Raw genomic sequence first — 15,468 nt, forward strand, 5'->3', positions numbered from 1 at the left:
TCCGAAACGGCGTGGTGCGCGTAACCAGGGTCTGGAGACCCCTCCCACATAAAGCTCTTTCCAAACAGTTAACGACTAACCGCTAACGGCTTCATCATGTCCGCCGCCGAGACCTTCGCCAAACTTCGCGCTCATGCCCGTGAGACCGCCCTGGTGGCGTCGATCGGGGGCCTTGTCGAATGGGACGAGCAGACTTACCTCCCGCCGAGTGGCGGCGACTGGCGGGCCGAGCAGCAGGCTTACCTGGCCGGCGTCGTTCACGCCCGCAGCACGGCGCCCGCGCTAGGCGAGTGGCTCGCTGAACTGCGTGACTCGGACGAAGCCCGCGACCCCGAGAGCGACATCGGCTGCGTCACGCGCGAGCTGTCGCGACGCTACGAGCGCGAGACAAAGCTCCCCGGTGATCTGGTCGAAGAGATCGCTCGCACCAGCAGCAAGGCGCACCACGCCTGGACCACCGCGCGCCGTTCGGACGATTTCGCCATCTTCCGGCCGTGGCTCGAGCAGATGCTAGCGCTGCAGCGCCGCAAGGCGGAGGCCTTCGGCTACGAGGCGTCGCCGTACGACGCGTTGATCGAGGACTACGAGCCGGGCGAGACCGCCGAGTCGGTTGGCAGCGTGCTCACGGGGCTCCGCGCGGAACTCGCGCCGCTGGTGCAGGCGATCGTCGGCAGCGGCGTCGCCGCGCCGAGCGAGGTCCTGCGCGAGAGCTTTGATGTCGAGACGCAGGCCATCTTCGGCAAGGCGGCCGCGCAGGCGATCGGCTTCGACTTCGCCTCCGGGCGGCTCGACGTGACGGCGCACCCGTTCTGCGGCGGCGCCGGTCCGAACGACGTCCGCATGACGACGCGCTACAACGAACACGACTTCGCCGACGCCTTCTTCAGCACGCTCCACGAGACGGGCCACGGCCTCTACGAGCAGGGCCTCCCCGGCGAGTGGTTCGGCCTGCCGCCGGGCGAGGCGATCTCGCTGGGCATCCACGAGTCGCAGTCGCGGATGTGGGAGAACCTGGTGGGCCGCGGCCGCGGCTTCTGGCGCCACTTCTTCGGCCCGCTGGGCGAGGCGTTCCCTGTGGCGATGAAGGGCGTCGATCCGGAGTCGTGGTACTTCGCAATCAACGAAGCGAAGCCCTCGCTGATCCGCACCGAGAGCGACGAGGCCACCTACAACCTGCACGTGATCGTCCGCTTCGAACTCGAACGCGCGATGATCGAGGGCGACTTGCTTCCTAGTGACCTGCCGGCCGCATGGAACGAGAAGTACGCCTCGATCGTCGGCATCACACCACCAAGCGACGCCAACGGCTGCCTGCAAGACGTGCACTGGAGCGCGGGCCTGTTCGGCTACTTCCCGACGTACTCGCTGGGCAACCTCTACTCGGCCCAGTTCTTCGACCAAGCCGAAGCCGACCTCGGCGACCTCGAAGCGATGTTCGCCGCCGGCGAGTTCGACCCGCTGCTGGGCTGGCTCCGCAAGAACATCCACCAGGTCGGCCAGCGCCTGTCAGCGAGCCAACTCGTCGAGCGCGTCACCGGCAAACCGCTGTCGCACGAGCCTCTGATGCGTCGCTTAAAGGCGAAGTTCGGCGAGCTGTATGGGTTCGGTTGAAGACTCACGCAAAGCCGCGAAGGCGCAAAGAGAGCCGCGGAGCCAATTCAACCACAACCAACCCAACCACCGAGGCGCGACCGCCAGGGAGCGACCAAGCAGCAACGCGGTAGCCTGATGGCCCACTACTGAGATAACTCAAAAGGTAGGTGCGCAAATTAGTACCGATCGCGATACGGTCACCGATATGCAAAGGATGGCTAGAGAGGGAGCCAGCATGTCATCGATCATCCGATACCTGCGGAGCAAAGAAGAAGGGCTCTCTCCGATTCGGGTAGTTTTCTACATAAAAGAAGCGTTTGACATGCCGTTGCCAGCGATTCAAGAGATTCTAGGTTGGTCGGAGATTAGCGGTGGCGCGCTCGACGAAGAGGGCGTCAATGCATTGGGCGATAGATTTCTTCCTCGTGGCTGATCCCGGCTGTTGTGAGCAAGTAAACGTAGGTCAGGACAGCCTGACCTATTGAACTGGCCACCAAATAAGTCAATTGGACCGTCTAGTTCCCTCTGCGACGACCCATTTGGTCCCTCCCAAGTATAGTCGGCCGAAACCATATTCATCACGCACTTCGAATAGCACTGGCAGGTTGCCAAGCACGTCTGAATCGACATCGACAGCGGCAGGCATCGGTGTGTCTTCGGGTTTCCATGCGCCTATGATCTGATCTTCTGATTCGATCGTCTGTAGCCAGTCGGCGACATCCCGTAGCTCGACGGGTGCAACGACAACAAAGTAAGTGCCGAAACTCTTCATGCAGTAGCTGCAATCGCCACTAATCCGCAACGTATCGAAAACTGAGGGCAGCTTTGCGTAGTCAGGAAGTTCGCGGAGGGCGCCGGTCCTCCCCGGAGGGGGGGGAGCCGTGTAGAGGTAGGCTACGTACGCGAACGGAATCGCCGCGGCAATCACTAGCTCCCACCTGATAACTCTCAAACTCTTGCGCGACATGTACCTGGGCTCCGCCGTAAGCGTATGGGCTCGACTATTCAAGCAAATGCCTTCGCAATCTCCGGTCGAAGTCTAACGGCTTTCACACCGTTGCGCGGGCGGCCCCGACTGTCGTGAAGAAGTGACTTCGCAATCGCTTGATTATCGCCGAACGACTGTCGGGGCGCGCAGCACAGGAGGGCATGTGGAATCAATCGGCCCTTGTTGCTTCGCAACGTGCGACTGTCGTTCGAGATAGTCTAATGGCCAGCTAGTTTTTTGCTCACGACGGTTAGAGCCATCCGACCGTCTATTGCCATGACAACTGCGTGGCCAAAAGCGAGCGAAATTTCGGCAGAAAGCAGCAAAAAGCCGCTGCCGCGTCGGGGCCGCTGTGGGGCCCTCTGACGCGTTCGTTGGTCGCGGCGGTTGAGATGTCGACTGGGGGCACAAGAGGCCCGCTACGGGGCCGCTAGGGTCCTTAGAATCGATGCCATAGGGCGCCGATTAGTGTGGTGGAAAGTCGACCTGGAAGGCCCCCCCTCTAGTGGGGGCGATCGCGGCGTGGGTCCGGCAGGCGGCGCGTTTGATGACGCCTTGCCACGGCCCACGCCGTGCTTGTTCCGGCCGACTCGTTGGGCTGCCGACAGGCGTCTCTCACTTTGTCTCCGTCACCTCCACCACCTCCGTAACGTCGTCCGTTTCCCCCTCACGCATCGTTACAAAGTGTGGCGCCTCGGGTGGGTGTTGTTCGACTACCGAGGGGCAGCCGATCTTCTTCAAGAGGCGCTCCAGCGCTGGGGCGTGGAGGCCGGCGCGTTCTTGGTCGAGCGCTTTGTCGATCACCCACAGGTACTCGCCCATCAGGTGGTCGGCAAAGTGGTCGATGCGGCCCTTGGTGAGCGTCCGCCAGAAACCCCACCAGCGGTCGCGGACCCGCAAGATGCCTCGCACGCCCGACACCCGCCCGCGGCGATTGGCGTAGACCTCGACGCCGCCGTGACGGTAGCCGAGCCACATTGGCGGCACGCGCGGGACGATGTCGTTGTTGTTGACCCAGCGGTAGTAGTTGAGTTTCACGTGGTTGATGTAACGCTGGTTGCCGACGCGCGGCGAGCCGAACGTGAAGACCGCCTCGGGCGAGCTCTTGATGTGCGACAGGTAGCAGCGCCCCGCGCAGATGGCGGTCATCGCGCCGCCGAGCGAGTGGCCGGCGAACCAGAGGACGCGTTCGTTGCTCACCAGCGCCTTCTCGAGTCGCGGCCAGAGGTCGTCCACCTCGCGCTTGAAGCCGCGGTGGACGCGGCCCACCGTTTCGGCGGCGTCCATGAAGGCGTTGAGGTCGGCGCGGACGTCGTTCCACTCGTTGGGTTCGGTGCCGCGGCAGCAGATGACCGCGTCGGTCTCGTTGCCGAACAAATATGCCTGCGCGCCGTCACGGTCGTAGAACCGCGTTTCGGGAAAGCCGACGTCCTCGGCGAGTTGCCCGGCGATCGTGCGGCTGAAGTAGCTCGCACGCGAAAGCTCGGCGAAGAGGAGCGACTTCTCGAGAAAGGTGAGCTGCGAGACGGGCCGCCCCTCGAGCCGCGTCATCGCGACCAGCTCGGCGCCGGGCGCAAGTGGCTTGACGTCCTGGGGCGTTGGGAGCGGCACGCTTACGAACTCACAGAGGGCGGGGGGGGCGATGCCGGTGGAATCTAACCGGCAATGGGGTAACCGCTCAAGCAAAGATGATGAGCGCAAGCGAATCAAATAGCCCCGGAGGGGCGGCAGCGCGTAGACAGGGGCGCAAGCCCCTGGAGTAAAAGGCCAAGCATAAACGTAAGCCCCGGAGGGGCGACAGCAACTTAAGGTAGGGAGTTGTGCTGTCGCCCCTCCGGGGCTGAACAACCGATCGCCGCAAGGTTCCAGGGGCTCGCGCCACTGGCTACGCGCTATCGCCCCTCCGGGGCTTTCCAGAACGCTTCCGCTTCGGCATAGGCCTTGGCGTCGCTCGCGCCGAACTCAGCCTGCGCTTCCTTTAGAGCGTTCAGCCACTGCGTGCGGTCTTCGCTGTCGGCTCGTCCGCCGCCCTTGCCTTCGACGAACCACGGCGCGGACATCGCCATCTCGTAGTGGTCGGGCGATTCGGCGACCGCGACGATCGCGAGCCAGCCCGGGGCGTCGAACTCGATGCTGGGGAGTTTACCTCCCGAGGCGGCGAGCTCGGCGATGCGGATGTTGTGGACGGTCGCGCCGTTCTTGACGATCTCGACGTAGTCGATCTTCGTGCGCGTGGCGAGGTTGAGTCCGATCGTCAGCGAGCGCTTTCCATTGACAAGCAGGAACGTCTCGCCGGGCGGCGCGCCTTCGACGAAGGGCCGCAGCAGCGGGCCGTTGGTCACGACCGTCGCCATGCGGTCAGCGGCGTCCCACCACGCTCCGGGCGACGCGTCGCCGTCGGTGTAAGCGTAGACGCGCGCGGCGCCGATCGGCGCCGTGTTGAGGCCCGAGCCGCTGACCGCGACGGCGGGCAAATGAACACCGGCGTCGAGGAGTGATTCGTAAAGCACGCGCCGCCAACGACCCGGCCCCTGCGCGCCGGGGTAGCGGAGCCCGTCCCCTTGGCGGCCACGCTTGGCGGCTTCCTTGCCGGCCGGCGACTCGGCCCAGCCGTCGATGACAACAACCGCGTCAACGACATCGTGCGCGATCCACAGCGGTAGCTCACGGCTGGTGATTGACGCGACCACCCGCCACCCGCGCTCTTGCGCTTCGTTCAAGAACGCGACAGACGACTCGCCGGGTTGCGGCAACGCTTCGAGCGTGCGCGACTCGTCCGGATCGATCAGCCACACGACGCCGCGCGCGTCGTCCCACAGCGCGCTGGCTCCGGGCGAGACTTTGTCGCGACGGCGACGTTCGGCGAGTTCGGGCGGCGCCCACGCCTTGCCGTCCCAAGCGGCGCTGACCGTTGGCGTGTAGGCGAGTTGCTCGGCGCGGTGAAGCAGCGGCAGGTCGGCGACGGGGCGGCACGTGGCGAGGTCCGCCGCGGCCCAGCCCTCGTCGGCGAGGTCCGCGAAACGCGTCATCTCGACCCGCTTGGAATCTTCCGCATGGCGGACGATCTCGAAGTGGCCGTGCTGCGTACGGAACTCCGGCCCGGCGTCGAGGTCGAACCGGTAGACGCCGCGCCGCAGGCCGAGCAGCGTCTCGCCATCGACGTAGACGTAATCGCCCAACGGAGCGGCGCCCCAGGGATCGACCCCACGGGCGGGCGAGACCGCGTTGTCACGGGCGTCGCGGAGGTGGAGCCGGGCGGCGACCGGTTGGCCGCTCTTGGCGTCGACGACGGACAGCTCAAGCTGCCCGTCGGGCCGGCGGGCCGAGGCGTCGGCACAGGCGAGCGCGAACGCCGCCGCGGCGAGCCAGCCCAATCGGTAACTTCGGTCAAACAGGAGCATACGGAAACCTAGCACACAGAGGGGTGCATCGGGCGGCCCCTCTGCATTGGGACTGCGGGCTCTCGGATGGCCCCTCTGGATCGTGACCGTCGGAGGATAAGCTTACGATGCCCACCACCAGCGACAGCCGCAAAAGATCGATGGCAGACGACTACTACAAAGTGCTCGGCCTTCCCCGCGGGGCAGGCGAAGAGGAGATACGCAAGGCGTATCGAGACCTCGCGCGGAAGCACCACCCGGACCGCAACCCGGACAACCCGGAAGCCAAGAAGAAGTTCCAGGAAGTGCAGCGGGCGTTCGAGGTCCTCAACGACCCGAAGAAGCGCGAGCAGTACGACCGGTTCGGCGCCGACTTCGAGGCGGCAGGCGGGCCATTCCGCGGCGGCGGTGGTGGGCAGCGCTATCCCGGCGGCGGCTTTCCCGGTGGAGGGCCCGGCGGCGGACAGACCGTCGATTTCGACCTCAACGACCTGTTCGGCGGCGGCGGGGCAGGGGCCGGCGGCTTCGCCGACCTCTTCAAGCAGTTCGGCGGCGGAGCGCCGGGCGGCCGCGCCCGACGGGGCGCCGCTCAGCCGCCAACGCGCGGCGACGATATCGAGCACGAGATCACCGTCCCCTTCGCGACGGCCGTCACCGGTGGCGAGGCGGCGATCACGGTCGCCCGCGGCGGCGGCAAGCAAGAGACGCTGACCGTCAAAATCCCCGCCGGCATCGACGACGGCAAGAAGATCCGCCTCCGTGGACAGGGAAACCCCGACCCCAGCGGCGGTTCCGCCGGCGACATCCTGCTGACGATCCGGGTCGCGAGCCACCCGATCTTCCGCCGCAATGGCCGGCGGCTCGACGTCACGGTGCCGATCACGCTCGCCGAGGCCGCCGAGGGCGCCAAGGTCGATCTCCCCACCCCCAAGGGGACAATCACCCTCACCATCCCGCCGGGAACCTCTAGTGGAAAACGCCTGCGGGTGAAGGGCCACGGCGTCGATCCCCGCGGCGAAAACCCCGGCGATTTGTACGCCGAGGTCCAGATTGTCCTCCCCGAGGGGCTCAGTGCGGAGGACCGGGGTCTGCTAGCATCGGTCTCGAGTCGCTATACTCAGCAGCCCCGGCGTGAGCTGCGCTGGTGACCCTTGCCGAGCGGAGGTCGCCCATGTGGATCGATGGATTGCAGGCTCAACCGATGTTTCTGGCGCAGGCGACCGCTGTGCCGCTGCTCGACCCGCCGACGCGGGCCGTGCTGCTAATGTCGCTGTTGGCGTTTATACTGCTGGGCCTGGGCCTGATGGCAGGCGCCATGCTCGGCGGCCGCTGGGTGCGACGGTTGGGGAGTGTCGACCTGCGAAAGCCCCTGCCATTGCGCCGTTCGGCGGCCGAGATGCGCGAACCGCTGCCGGCCATGCTCCGCGGAGTCCCCTGGCAAGAGAGTGGCGACACGCAGGCCGCGGACCACGGCGGCGCCGACACGGTCTCGCGCTAGACGTTTTGATTGCCTCCTGCGAGCCGCCCTTGTCTGACGCGAAGCGATACTCGTTCCCCAAAGAGCTCCGCTTGCGCACCGGCGCCGAGTTCGACGCCGTCTTCAAGGCGAAGGTCTCCGCGGGCGATGGCGTGCTTGTCATCCACGCCCGCCCGAACGGGCTCGGGCACGCGCGTCTCGGCCTCGCGGTATCGCGCAAGGTAGGCGGCGCCGTGCGACGCAACCGCTGGAAACGCTGCCTCCGCGAAGCCTTCCGGCTATCGCAGCACGACCTGCCGGCGCTCGACTTCGTGTGCCTGCCCCGACTCCGGGACAAGCCGACGCTAGCGGTTGTCGACGCCGCGCTGCGGGGACTAGCGCGTCGGCTCGAGAAGAAAGCCGCCAAGCAGGCGCAGCCGTCCGAGGGCCGCTCGTGATCCGGATCGCGATGTTCCTACTCGCCGCGGCCCGCGACCTCACGTCGCTCGCGCTGGTGCTGGCGGTGCGGTGCTACCAGCGACTGATAAGCCCCTGGCTCCCAAACGCGTGCCGCTATCAGCCGACGTGCAGCGAGTACGCGGTGCTAGCGGTGCGGCGCTACGGCCCGTTGCGGGGGATGTGGAAGACCGCGGGACGGATTTCGCGATGCCATCCTTGGGGACGGGGGGGATACGACCCGCCGTAGGCGGAGGGGTTAGGAGCTGAGGGGATAAGGGCTAAGAGTACGCGCACGCGTCCCCCAATCTTCCCTCAGCCCCTCCCCTTAGCACGCCGACACTCCAATTCGCGTTGCGGCCCCGCGACCCGTCTTGCCCCCCCGGTAGAAAGCTCCTACTCTTCGCCGCCGCGCGAACCAGGGACGGTTTGCGCATGACGCTTGCGCGACGGAGCGCTCGTATGAGGCCTCGCTGCTATCGGACTTCTCATTGGCTGTTCGTCGCCACCTTGGCGGTGACGACCGGCTGCGCCTCATCGCTATTCCGCGACCGCACGCCCGAGGCGGCGCTGGAAGAGGTCACCGAGAGCGGCACGCCGCTGGTGGCCGACTACGCGCATCCGTACGGTCTGAACTATGTGAAGGTCGAGGCGGTTGCGCTCGTCACGGGCCTGCATGGTACGGGCGAAGACCCGCCGCAGACCCCGCAGCGCGCCACGATGCTTGACGAGATGGCGCGGCGGCAGATCGAGAAGCCCAACGAGGTGCTCGCTTCGCCCGACACGGCGATCGTGCTGCTGCGAGGCTTCTTGCCGCCGGGCGTTCAGAAGGGCGACCAATTCGACCTCGAAGTCCATTCGCCGAGCCGCAGCAAGACGACAAGTCTCCGCGGCGGCCGGGTGCTCGAAGCCCGCCTCACCGAGCTGGCGGTGATGGGACAGCAGATCCACGCTGGCCACGTCCTCGCTAAGGGCGAAGGGCCGATCCTGGTCGATCCCTCGGCCGATGGCGAACGCGACATCGCCGCCTCGACCCGGGGACGCATCCTCGGGGGCGGCGTCGCGATCAAGTCGCGTCCGCTGGGCTTGGTGCTCGCGCAGAACCACCAATCGTTCCGTAAATCGATCGCGGTCGCCAAGGCGATCAGCTACCGCTTCCAATCCTACGAAGGCGGTCAGAAAATAGGTGTCGCCGAAGCCAAGACCCCCGAGTTCATCGAGCTGAAGCTCCACCCGCGTTACAAAGACAACATCGGTCGATTCGTGCGGGTGGTGCGGAGCGTCGCGGTGAACGAAACACCGACTGAACTCCAAGAACGGCTGGTCCTGCTCGAGAAGCAACTCCTCGACCCGCTGACCGCCGCCAACGCTGCGCTGCGTCTCGAAGCAATCGGCGACGAGTTGGCGATCGCTAAGCTCCAAGAGGGCGTCAAGTCGCAAGACGCCGAGGTGCGTTTCTACTCGGCCGAGGCCCTGGCGTACCTCGACAAGACCGACGGTGTCCAGGCTTTGGTGGACGCGGCCAGCGAGGAGCCGGCGTTCCGCGCCCACGCCCTCGCCGCGCTCAGCGCGATGGACGACGTCACCGCCTACGAGGGCTTGCGCTCGTTGCTCAACAGCCAGAGCGCCGAGACCCGCTACGGCGCCTTCCGCGCCTTGTGGGCGATGAACCCCAGTGACCCGATGATCCGCGGCGAGCGGCTCGGCGGCCAGTTTGGCTACCACGCCCTCAATACCGACGGCCCGCCGATGGTGCACGCCACGCGCAGCGGCCGGCCGGAGATTGTGCTCTTCGGCGCCGACCAGAAGTTCAAGCTCCCGCTGGTGCTCGACGCGGGCAACGACATTCTCGTCAACGGCCTGTCGGGCAACGAGATCACGGTCAGCCGATTCCGCGCCGACTCGCCCGACCGGCGCCGCACGGTTACGACAGCGATCGACGACGTGATCCGCGCGATCGTCGAAGTTGGCGGCGAGTACCCCGACGTCGTGCAAGCCCTTCAGCAAGCCAAACGCGACGGTGCGTTGCCGGGCCGCTTCGACGTCGACGCGATCCCCCGTTCGGGCCGCGAGTACGACCCGGACAACGAAGTCGCGGGCGAGTCCGACCCCGACAACGAAAACGCCGACGAAGAACCCGCCGCCGGCGCGTCGATGGACGCCGACTACCGCGTCGGCACGCCGCTACCGGATCTGTTCTCGAACAAGAAGTGATCCGAAAGGGGAAAGGCGAAAGGGGAAAGTGGAAGTTTGCCAAACCCTTTCCGCATTCCCCTTTCCACATTCAACTTTCCTCGCATGCTCAAGTCGCTCGAACTCGTCGGCTTCAAGAGCTTCGCGGAGAAGACGCGTCTTGAGTTTCCTGCTGGCGTGACGGTCGTCGTCGGGCCGAATGGGTCGGGCAAGTCGAACGTCGTCGATGCGGTGAAGTGGGTGCTGGGGTCGCAGAGCCCCCGCAGCCTCCGCGGCGCCGAGATGACGGACGTCATCTTCAACGGCTCCGAGTCGCGCGGCCCGCTCAACTCGGCCGAGGTGACGCTAGCGTTCGACAACCGACCCGGTGAAGAGGGCGGGCGGCGGCTGTTCGACCTCGACGAAGAAGAGATCCGCCTCACCCGCCGCGTACATCGCAGCGGCGAGGGCGAGTACCTCGTCAACGGCCGCTTGTGCCGGCTCAAGGATTTCCGCGAATTGCTCGCCGGGACCGGCGTCGGCGCCGATTCTTACAGCATCATCGAGCAGGGTCGCGTCGATGCGGCGCTGCGAGCCTCGCCGCTTGAGCGGCGGCTGCTACTGGAAGAGGCGGCGGGTATCAGCCGCTTCCGTCTCAAAAAACGCGAAGCCGCCAAACGGCTGGAGCGTGTCGAGCAGAACCTGCTGCGCCTCTCCGACATCGTCGACGAGGTCGAGGGCCGGCTGCGGCGTGTGCGCTCACAAGCGGGCAAAGCGCGGCGCTACCGTGAGGCGTCGTTGCGGCTCAAAGAAGCCCGCACCGAACTCGCCGCCGCCGATTGGCGCCAGCTCACCGACGAGCGGCGTCGCCTCGACGCCGAACGCCAGTCGCTCGCCGAGCGGATTGAAGCGTCGCAGGCCGAGATCGCCGAGCAGGAAGAGCGCCTTGCGCGCCTACAAGACGACGCCGCGACGGACGACCGCTCCGAGCGCGTGCTCGCCGACGCGCGCAAACGCATCGCCAAGCACGAGAAAGCCCAGGCGATTGCTCGCAATGAGTTGACGCGGATCGACAAACAGCTGTCCGACACCCGCTCCGCGTGGCTCGAGGCCCGGCGAGAAGAGCTCGCCGCGGCGGTGGAGAACCCCGCGCGGGCTGCGCTCACCGCCGCCGAAGAGACCGCCGCGGAATACACCACGTCGCTGCGGGAGGTCGAGGCCCGTGTCATCGCGGCGACCGGCCGGCTTCAAGAAGCCGCCCAGTTGCACGCCAAACAGCAACAGTCACGCGACCGCCTCGCGGCGGTGCTGCGTCGTTCGGACGATCGGCTGGCGAACTTGACGCGGCGAAGCGCCTCCATTGCGGCGACGCTCGCCGAGTTGCAGACGCAGCTCGCGGCCGGGCGTGGTTTGGTGGACGACTCCGCCTCGGCGCTCGCCATGGCGACCGAAGAGCGAGACAGCTGCGCCGATGCGCTGCTGGCGATCGACAACACCATCGCCGAAACGCAGCGTGAGCTGGCGCAGCTCCGTCGCACGCTCATCGATCGCCAGCGCGACGCGGCGGCGGCGCGCGAACGGCTCGTCGGATTGCGGCATCGCTTCGAGACGCTCGTCGAAGAGCAGCGGCGTATCGAACGGCTCAACGACGACGTGGGCGGTCTGGTCCATCGGGCCGCCGCGACCGGCAAAGCGGCGCCGCAGGTCTACGGTTTGGTCGCCGACCTGATCCACGTTGAAGAAGACTTTGTGGCGATGGTCGAGGCGGCCCTCGGCGCCCGGGCCGAGCACGTCGTCATCGACTCGCGCGAGGCGTTGCTCGAAGCGCTAGGCGAGGGCCGCACCTCCGAGACGCTCACCACTCGCGCGGGCTTCCAATCGCTCGAGGCGTCGGCGTCGCTAACGGCGATCGACCAGATCGACCTCAAGGGCGAACCCGGCGTCCTCGGACGAGCGGCGGACTTCATCGAAGTCGAGCCGCGTTACGCCCCGCTCGTGCGACGGCTGTTTGCCCGCACTTGGTTCGTCGATACGCTCGCGACAGCAAAGCGGCTCGCCGGTTCGGTGGGCAAGGGGCTCAACTTCGTAACTCTCGACGGCGAGACGCTCGGGGCCGACGACTCGCTCGTCTGCGGCCCCAACGACACCGCGATGCGGGTGCTGACCCGCCGCGAGGACGGCGTCGCGTTGCAGCGGCAGATCGCGTCGGCGGAACAGTCCGTGCAGTCGGCCGAAGCCGACGCGAAAGCCGCCGACCAGCGCATCGCCGACGCCGAGTCCGGACTCGTCACGCAGCAGGCGTCGGCGAATGAACTCCGCGCTCAACTCGCCGCCGCGGCGCAGCGGGCCGCCACGCTCGAAGAACGGCGCCGCCAAGCCGACGCCGGCGCCGAGCGCCTCGTAACGCAACTCGCCGCGTCGAACGCCGAAGCGAACCGCGTCGAGGCGCGCGTCGCGAGCCTGACGTGGCGTCGCGACGCCATCGCCGAACACGCCCACCGCGAGGCCGAACCGGCAACCGACGCGGCCGCCGCCGTCCGCGCCGCCGAGGCCGAGATCGCCGCGCAGCGGGCTCGCTCGAAGGAACTCGCGGCCGCCGCCGCCAAGCACAACGAGTTGTTGGCGTCGCTACGCGTCGAGGCCCGCCGCAGCGGCGGCGCCGACGCGGGGCTCAGCGACAAGGTCGATCGCCTCGCGGCCGACCTCCAGTCGCTCGTCGTCGAGCGCCAGCAGCCCGAATTGGCGGCGCTCCGCGCCACCAGCCAGCTCGCCGTGCTCTTTATTGAAGCCGCCGCCGCGGCGCACGAGCTCGCCCAATCCCGCGCCGCTCGTCGCGCCGGTGAACGCATCCGCGTCGAGGTGGCGTCGGCGGTCGCCCAAGCCCGCGCCGAAGCGGACGCCTTAGCGAGGCGTCTCGGCGAAGTCGACCTGCGTCGCCAGCGGATCGACATGGAGTCGAAGTCCCTCGCCCAACGCCTCCGCGACGACTACGGCGTGGACGTGGCGGCAGCCGCGGCCAAGGAAGGGGAAACCCTCGGCCAAGCCCAGCGTCAGGCCCTGCGTGAAGAGATCGAAGCGCTCCGCCAAGAGGTTCAGTCGGTCGGCCCAGTGAACCTCGAGTCGCTGGAGGAACTCGACGAGCTCGAGAACCGTTTCGCTCAGCTCTCCGGCCAGTACCAAGACCTCAGCCAGGCGAAGCAGTCGCTCGCTCGACTTACCGCGCGGATCAACACAGACAGCCGCGAGCTGTTCCAGACAACGTACGAGACGGTCCGCGAGCACTTCCGCGAACTGTTCACGCGCCTCTTCGGTGGCGGCGAGGCGGACCTGTTGATGGTTGAGCCCACCGGCGCCGCCGAGGGGGACGACGCGCTGGAGGGGGGCGTCGAGATCGTCGCCTGCCCGCCCGGCAAGGAACTACGAAGCCTCTCGCTGCTATCGGGCGGCGAGAAGACGATGACGTGCGTCGCGTTGTTGCTAGCACTCTTCCGCAGCCGTCCGTCCCCGTTCTGCCTCTTGGACGAAGTCGACGCCGCGCTCGACGAGGCGAACGTCGGGCGGTTCAGCGGCGTCCTCAAAGACTTCCTCGGCTCGACGCAGTTCGTTGTCATCACGCACAGCAAGCGGACGATGTCGGGCGCCGACACGATCTACGGCATCACGATGCAAGAGTCGGGCGTGTCGAAGCAGGTGTCGGTCCGCTTCGAGGACGTCTCCGAGGACGGCCACATTAATCTCCGCCGGCGGGAAGCCGAAGCCACGCCGCTACGCCGGGCGGCATAGACGGCGCTAGGTGTAATTGTGGGAGGCGTCTCCAGACGCCGATTACGCGCACCATGCCGTTGCGGATGGACGCCGAAATCGGGGTCTGGAGACCCCTCCCACAGAAATTTGAGGCATACCAACAGAAGCGCCTGCGCGGCTGCGCTAAGGAACTGCGAATCCGGCTCTAAAGTCACCCCCCCAGAAATAACGAAGATAAGCATCGGATGGGTTGTTCCCCTCCGAACGCAGGCAACGGGCCTGCGGGCGGCGCCCGGGGGACACGCAGGGGGGAGCCTGCCTTACGCATCCATCCGCTGGACCTGCTGTCGTTGCGCGCTGACGGGGCGAAACCCTTCCAAAGGAAGGACCGCGCCGGTGGTGGCGGCTACGGTGAGGAGTGTGGGTTCCCCTCGCGCAAGACCTGTCTCGTTAGCGGCGTCGTTCCCTTAACGATGGCGTTCGCTGACGACGGCGCGGGTGCGGTAGTCGTGCGGGATTGTAAGGGTTGTGCCGGTTGCACGGAGCGACACGCTCCAAACGGCTGGAGAAACCTTGTGATTGACAATCCCGACGCGACTCTCGCAGCCGATCCGTGAAGCAGTAACGAAGGAACGGTTCAGTCAGACCTGACCCGGTCCCCAGCGACGATTAAACCCCCTTTACCCCGACCCAGACACGCATGCGTCTCGCGGTGACCCAGCCGTTGAGAAACATACGTGAGGGGCGCAAGGCGCAGCTTGCCGTGACCCAGCGGCAGCCTTCGCGACGAGCGGACATTCAGACAGAGAATTGGAGAGCCCGATGAAGGTCTTCACGACGGGTCAGGTCGCTAAGATCTGCAAGGTCGCCCCGCGCACCGTCAGCAAATGGTTTGATTCGGGACGTCTCAAGGGATACCGGATCCCCGGTTCCCAGGACCGCCGGATCCCCCGCGAGTACCTGATCAAGTTCCTCAAGGAGCACGGCATGCCCCTTGGCGACCTCGAAGACGAGGCCATGGCCAAGGTCTTGATCGTCGCTCAGGACCAGGTGCTGATCGAGAACCTCAAGCGGGAGCTTCCCGCCGACAAGTCGTTCCGCACGCAGACCGCCGCCAGCGGTTTCGAGGCGGGCATCCAGGCGGAGAGCTTCCACCCGGACTGCATCATCTGCGACTTCTCGATCGGTCATGTCGAGGCGCTGCAGATCTGCCAGAACCTGCGTCGCAACACCGACTTCGCCGAGACGATCCTGATCGCCCTGTTGCCGGACGACGGCTCGAGCATCAGCTTCGACCGTTCGACGATCAACGAGACGTTCAAGAAGCCTTTCGACTCGGCCCTGCTTGCCGAACGGCTTCGCACGCTGATCGGCGCCAAGAAGGAGCTCGTCTGAGCTTCGTAAGGCGTCGTGACAACCCGGCTTGCAAACCGCCGGCCTCGCCCAACCCGCGTTGGGCGTAAGAGGCGGAATCAATAACCGGGGTCGGCCGCAAGAAGCGGTCGCTGCCGAGGCGGCTATCCCAGCCCCTCGGCGGTCGCCCCAACTGACAACGAAGGCCCGGTCGCCCAAGTGGCGGCCGGGCCTTCGGTCGTTGTGAGGGGGGCGAATCAGAGTGGAAGGTTTGTACCCGCTTCCCTCCGGTCGCTGACGCTCCCGGCTCGCCAGCCGAATTGAGG

General features: G+C 66.5%; 12 protein-coding genes. 9 read left to right on the forward strand and 3 right to left on the reverse strand.

Annotated elements, in window-relative coordinates; translation table 11 throughout:
• Nucleotides 1-96: 96 nt before the first annotated feature.
• Nucleotides 97-1,611, forward strand: coding sequence for a carboxypeptidase M32 (locus tag Spa11_RS07005; RefSeq protein WP_145109902.1), 1,515 nt, complete (start codon nt 97-99; stop codon nt 1,609-1,611).
• A 217-nt stretch (nt 1,612-1,828) separates the two neighbouring features.
• A complete protein-coding gene (locus Spa11_RS07010) occupies nt 1,829-2,026 on the forward strand; it encodes a hypothetical protein (RefSeq protein WP_145109905.1) in 198 nt (65 codons plus the stop codon).
• A 69-nt stretch (nt 2,027-2,095) separates the two neighbouring features.
• Here Spa11_RS07010 and Spa11_RS07015 read toward each other — a convergent pair whose 3' ends face one another.
• The 3 genes from Spa11_RS07015 to Spa11_RS07025 form a co-directional block, all read right to left on the reverse strand.
• Nucleotides 2,096-2,560 (reverse strand): hypothetical protein, encoded by a 465-nt coding sequence (locus Spa11_RS07015; protein WP_145109907.1) that lies wholly within the window; start codon nt 2,558-2,560, stop codon nt 2,096-2,098.
• 636 nt (nt 2,561-3,196) lie between these two features.
• Nucleotides 3,197-4,192, reverse strand: a complete 996-nt coding sequence (locus Spa11_RS07020) for a lipase family protein (RefSeq protein WP_197529799.1) — start codon at nt 4,190-4,192, stop codon at nt 3,197-3,199.
• A gap of 281 nt (nt 4,193-4,473) precedes the next feature.
• Complete coding sequence (locus Spa11_RS07025; RefSeq protein ID WP_145109910.1) at nt 4,474-5,982, reverse strand: CehA/McbA family metallohydrolase domain-containing protein; 1,509 nt, start codon at nt 5,980-5,982, stop codon at nt 4,474-4,476.
• A 107-nt stretch (nt 5,983-6,089) separates the two neighbouring features.
• Between Spa11_RS07025 and Spa11_RS07030 the strand changes: the two genes are divergently transcribed.
• The 7 genes from Spa11_RS07030 (at nt 6,090) to Spa11_RS07055 (ending at nt 15,184) form a co-directional block, all read left to right on the forward strand.
• On the forward strand, nt 6,090-7,109 hold the full coding sequence (locus Spa11_RS07030; RefSeq protein ID WP_231933186.1) for a DnaJ C-terminal domain-containing protein: 1,020 nt from the start codon (nt 6,090-6,092) through the stop codon (nt 7,107-7,109).
• 23 nt (nt 7,110-7,132) lie between these two features.
• Nucleotides 7,133-7,459, forward strand: a complete 327-nt coding sequence (locus Spa11_RS22825; RefSeq protein WP_197529800.1) for a hypothetical protein — start codon at nt 7,133-7,135, stop codon at nt 7,457-7,459.
• Between the two features lie 29 nt (nt 7,460-7,488).
• Complete coding sequence (gene rnpA, locus Spa11_RS22830) at nt 7,489-7,875, forward strand: ribonuclease P protein component (RefSeq protein WP_197529801.1); 387 nt, start codon at nt 7,489-7,491, stop codon at nt 7,873-7,875.
• 11 nt (nt 7,876-7,886) lie between these two features.
• Nucleotides 7,887-8,123 carry a membrane protein insertion efficiency factor YidD gene (gene yidD, locus Spa11_RS07040; protein ID WP_145109918.1) on the forward strand — a complete coding sequence of 79 codons (237 nt, stop codon included), beginning with the start codon at nt 7,887-7,889 and terminating at the stop codon, nt 8,121-8,123.
• 212 nt (nt 8,124-8,335) lie between these two features.
• The gene (locus tag Spa11_RS07045; RefSeq protein WP_197529802.1) at nt 8,336-10,087 is read left to right on the forward strand and encodes a flagellar basal body P-ring protein FlgI; all 1,752 of its coding nucleotides are present in this window, start codon (nt 8,336-8,338) and stop codon (nt 10,085-10,087) included.
• Between the two features lie 84 nt (nt 10,088-10,171).
• Nucleotides 10,172-13,828, forward strand: a complete 3,657-nt coding sequence (gene smc, locus Spa11_RS07050; RefSeq protein WP_145109924.1) for a chromosome segregation protein SMC — start codon at nt 10,172-10,174, stop codon at nt 13,826-13,828.
• A gap of 783 nt (nt 13,829-14,611) precedes the next feature.
• Nucleotides 14,612-15,184 (forward strand): helix-turn-helix domain-containing protein, encoded by a 573-nt coding sequence (locus Spa11_RS07055; protein WP_145109927.1) that lies wholly within the window; start codon nt 14,612-14,614, stop codon nt 15,182-15,184.
• Nucleotides 15,185-15,468: the final 284 nt, after the last annotated feature.

It is taken from the genome of Botrimarina mediterranea (assembly GCF_007753265.1).
Classification (GTDB): domain Bacteria; phylum Planctomycetota; class Planctomycetia; order Pirellulales; family Lacipirellulaceae; genus Botrimarina; species Botrimarina mediterranea.

What these genes read in the sequence shown, in the direction of transcription:
- Spa11_RS07055 (WP_145109927.1), top strand. Translation starts at nt 14,612, where the DNA reads ATGAAGGTCTTCACGACGGGTCAGGTCGCTAAGATCTGCAAGGTCGCC.
- yidD (WP_145109918.1), top strand. Translation starts at nt 7,887, where the DNA reads ATGTTCCTACTCGCCGCGGCCCGCGACCTCACGTCGCTCGCGCTGGTG.
- Spa11_RS07045 (WP_197529802.1), top strand. Translation starts at nt 8,336, where the DNA reads ATGAGGCCTCGCTGCTATCGGACTTCTCATTGGCTGTTCGTCGCCACC.
- Spa11_RS07010 (WP_145109905.1), top strand. Translation starts at nt 1,829, where the DNA reads ATGTCATCGATCATCCGATACCTGCGGAGCAAAGAAGAAGGGCTCTCT.
- Spa11_RS07030 (WP_231933186.1), top strand. Translation starts at nt 6,090, where the DNA reads ATGCCCACCACCAGCGACAGCCGCAAAAGATCGATGGCAGACGACTAC.
- Spa11_RS07015 (WP_145109907.1), bottom strand. Translation starts at nt 2,560, where the DNA reads ATGTCGCGCAAGAGTTTGAGAGTTATCAGGTGGGAGCTAGTGATTGCC.
- Spa11_RS07005 (WP_145109902.1), top strand. Translation starts at nt 97, where the DNA reads ATGTCCGCCGCCGAGACCTTCGCCAAACTTCGCGCTCATGCCCGTGAG.
- smc (WP_145109924.1), top strand. Translation starts at nt 10,172, where the DNA reads ATGCTCAAGTCGCTCGAACTCGTCGGCTTCAAGAGCTTCGCGGAGAAG.
- Spa11_RS07025 (WP_145109910.1), bottom strand. Translation starts at nt 5,982, where the DNA reads ATGCTCCTGTTTGACCGAAGTTACCGATTGGGCTGGCTCGCCGCGGCG.
- Spa11_RS22825 (WP_197529800.1), top strand. Translation starts at nt 7,133, where the DNA reads ATGTGGATCGATGGATTGCAGGCTCAACCGATGTTTCTGGCGCAGGCG.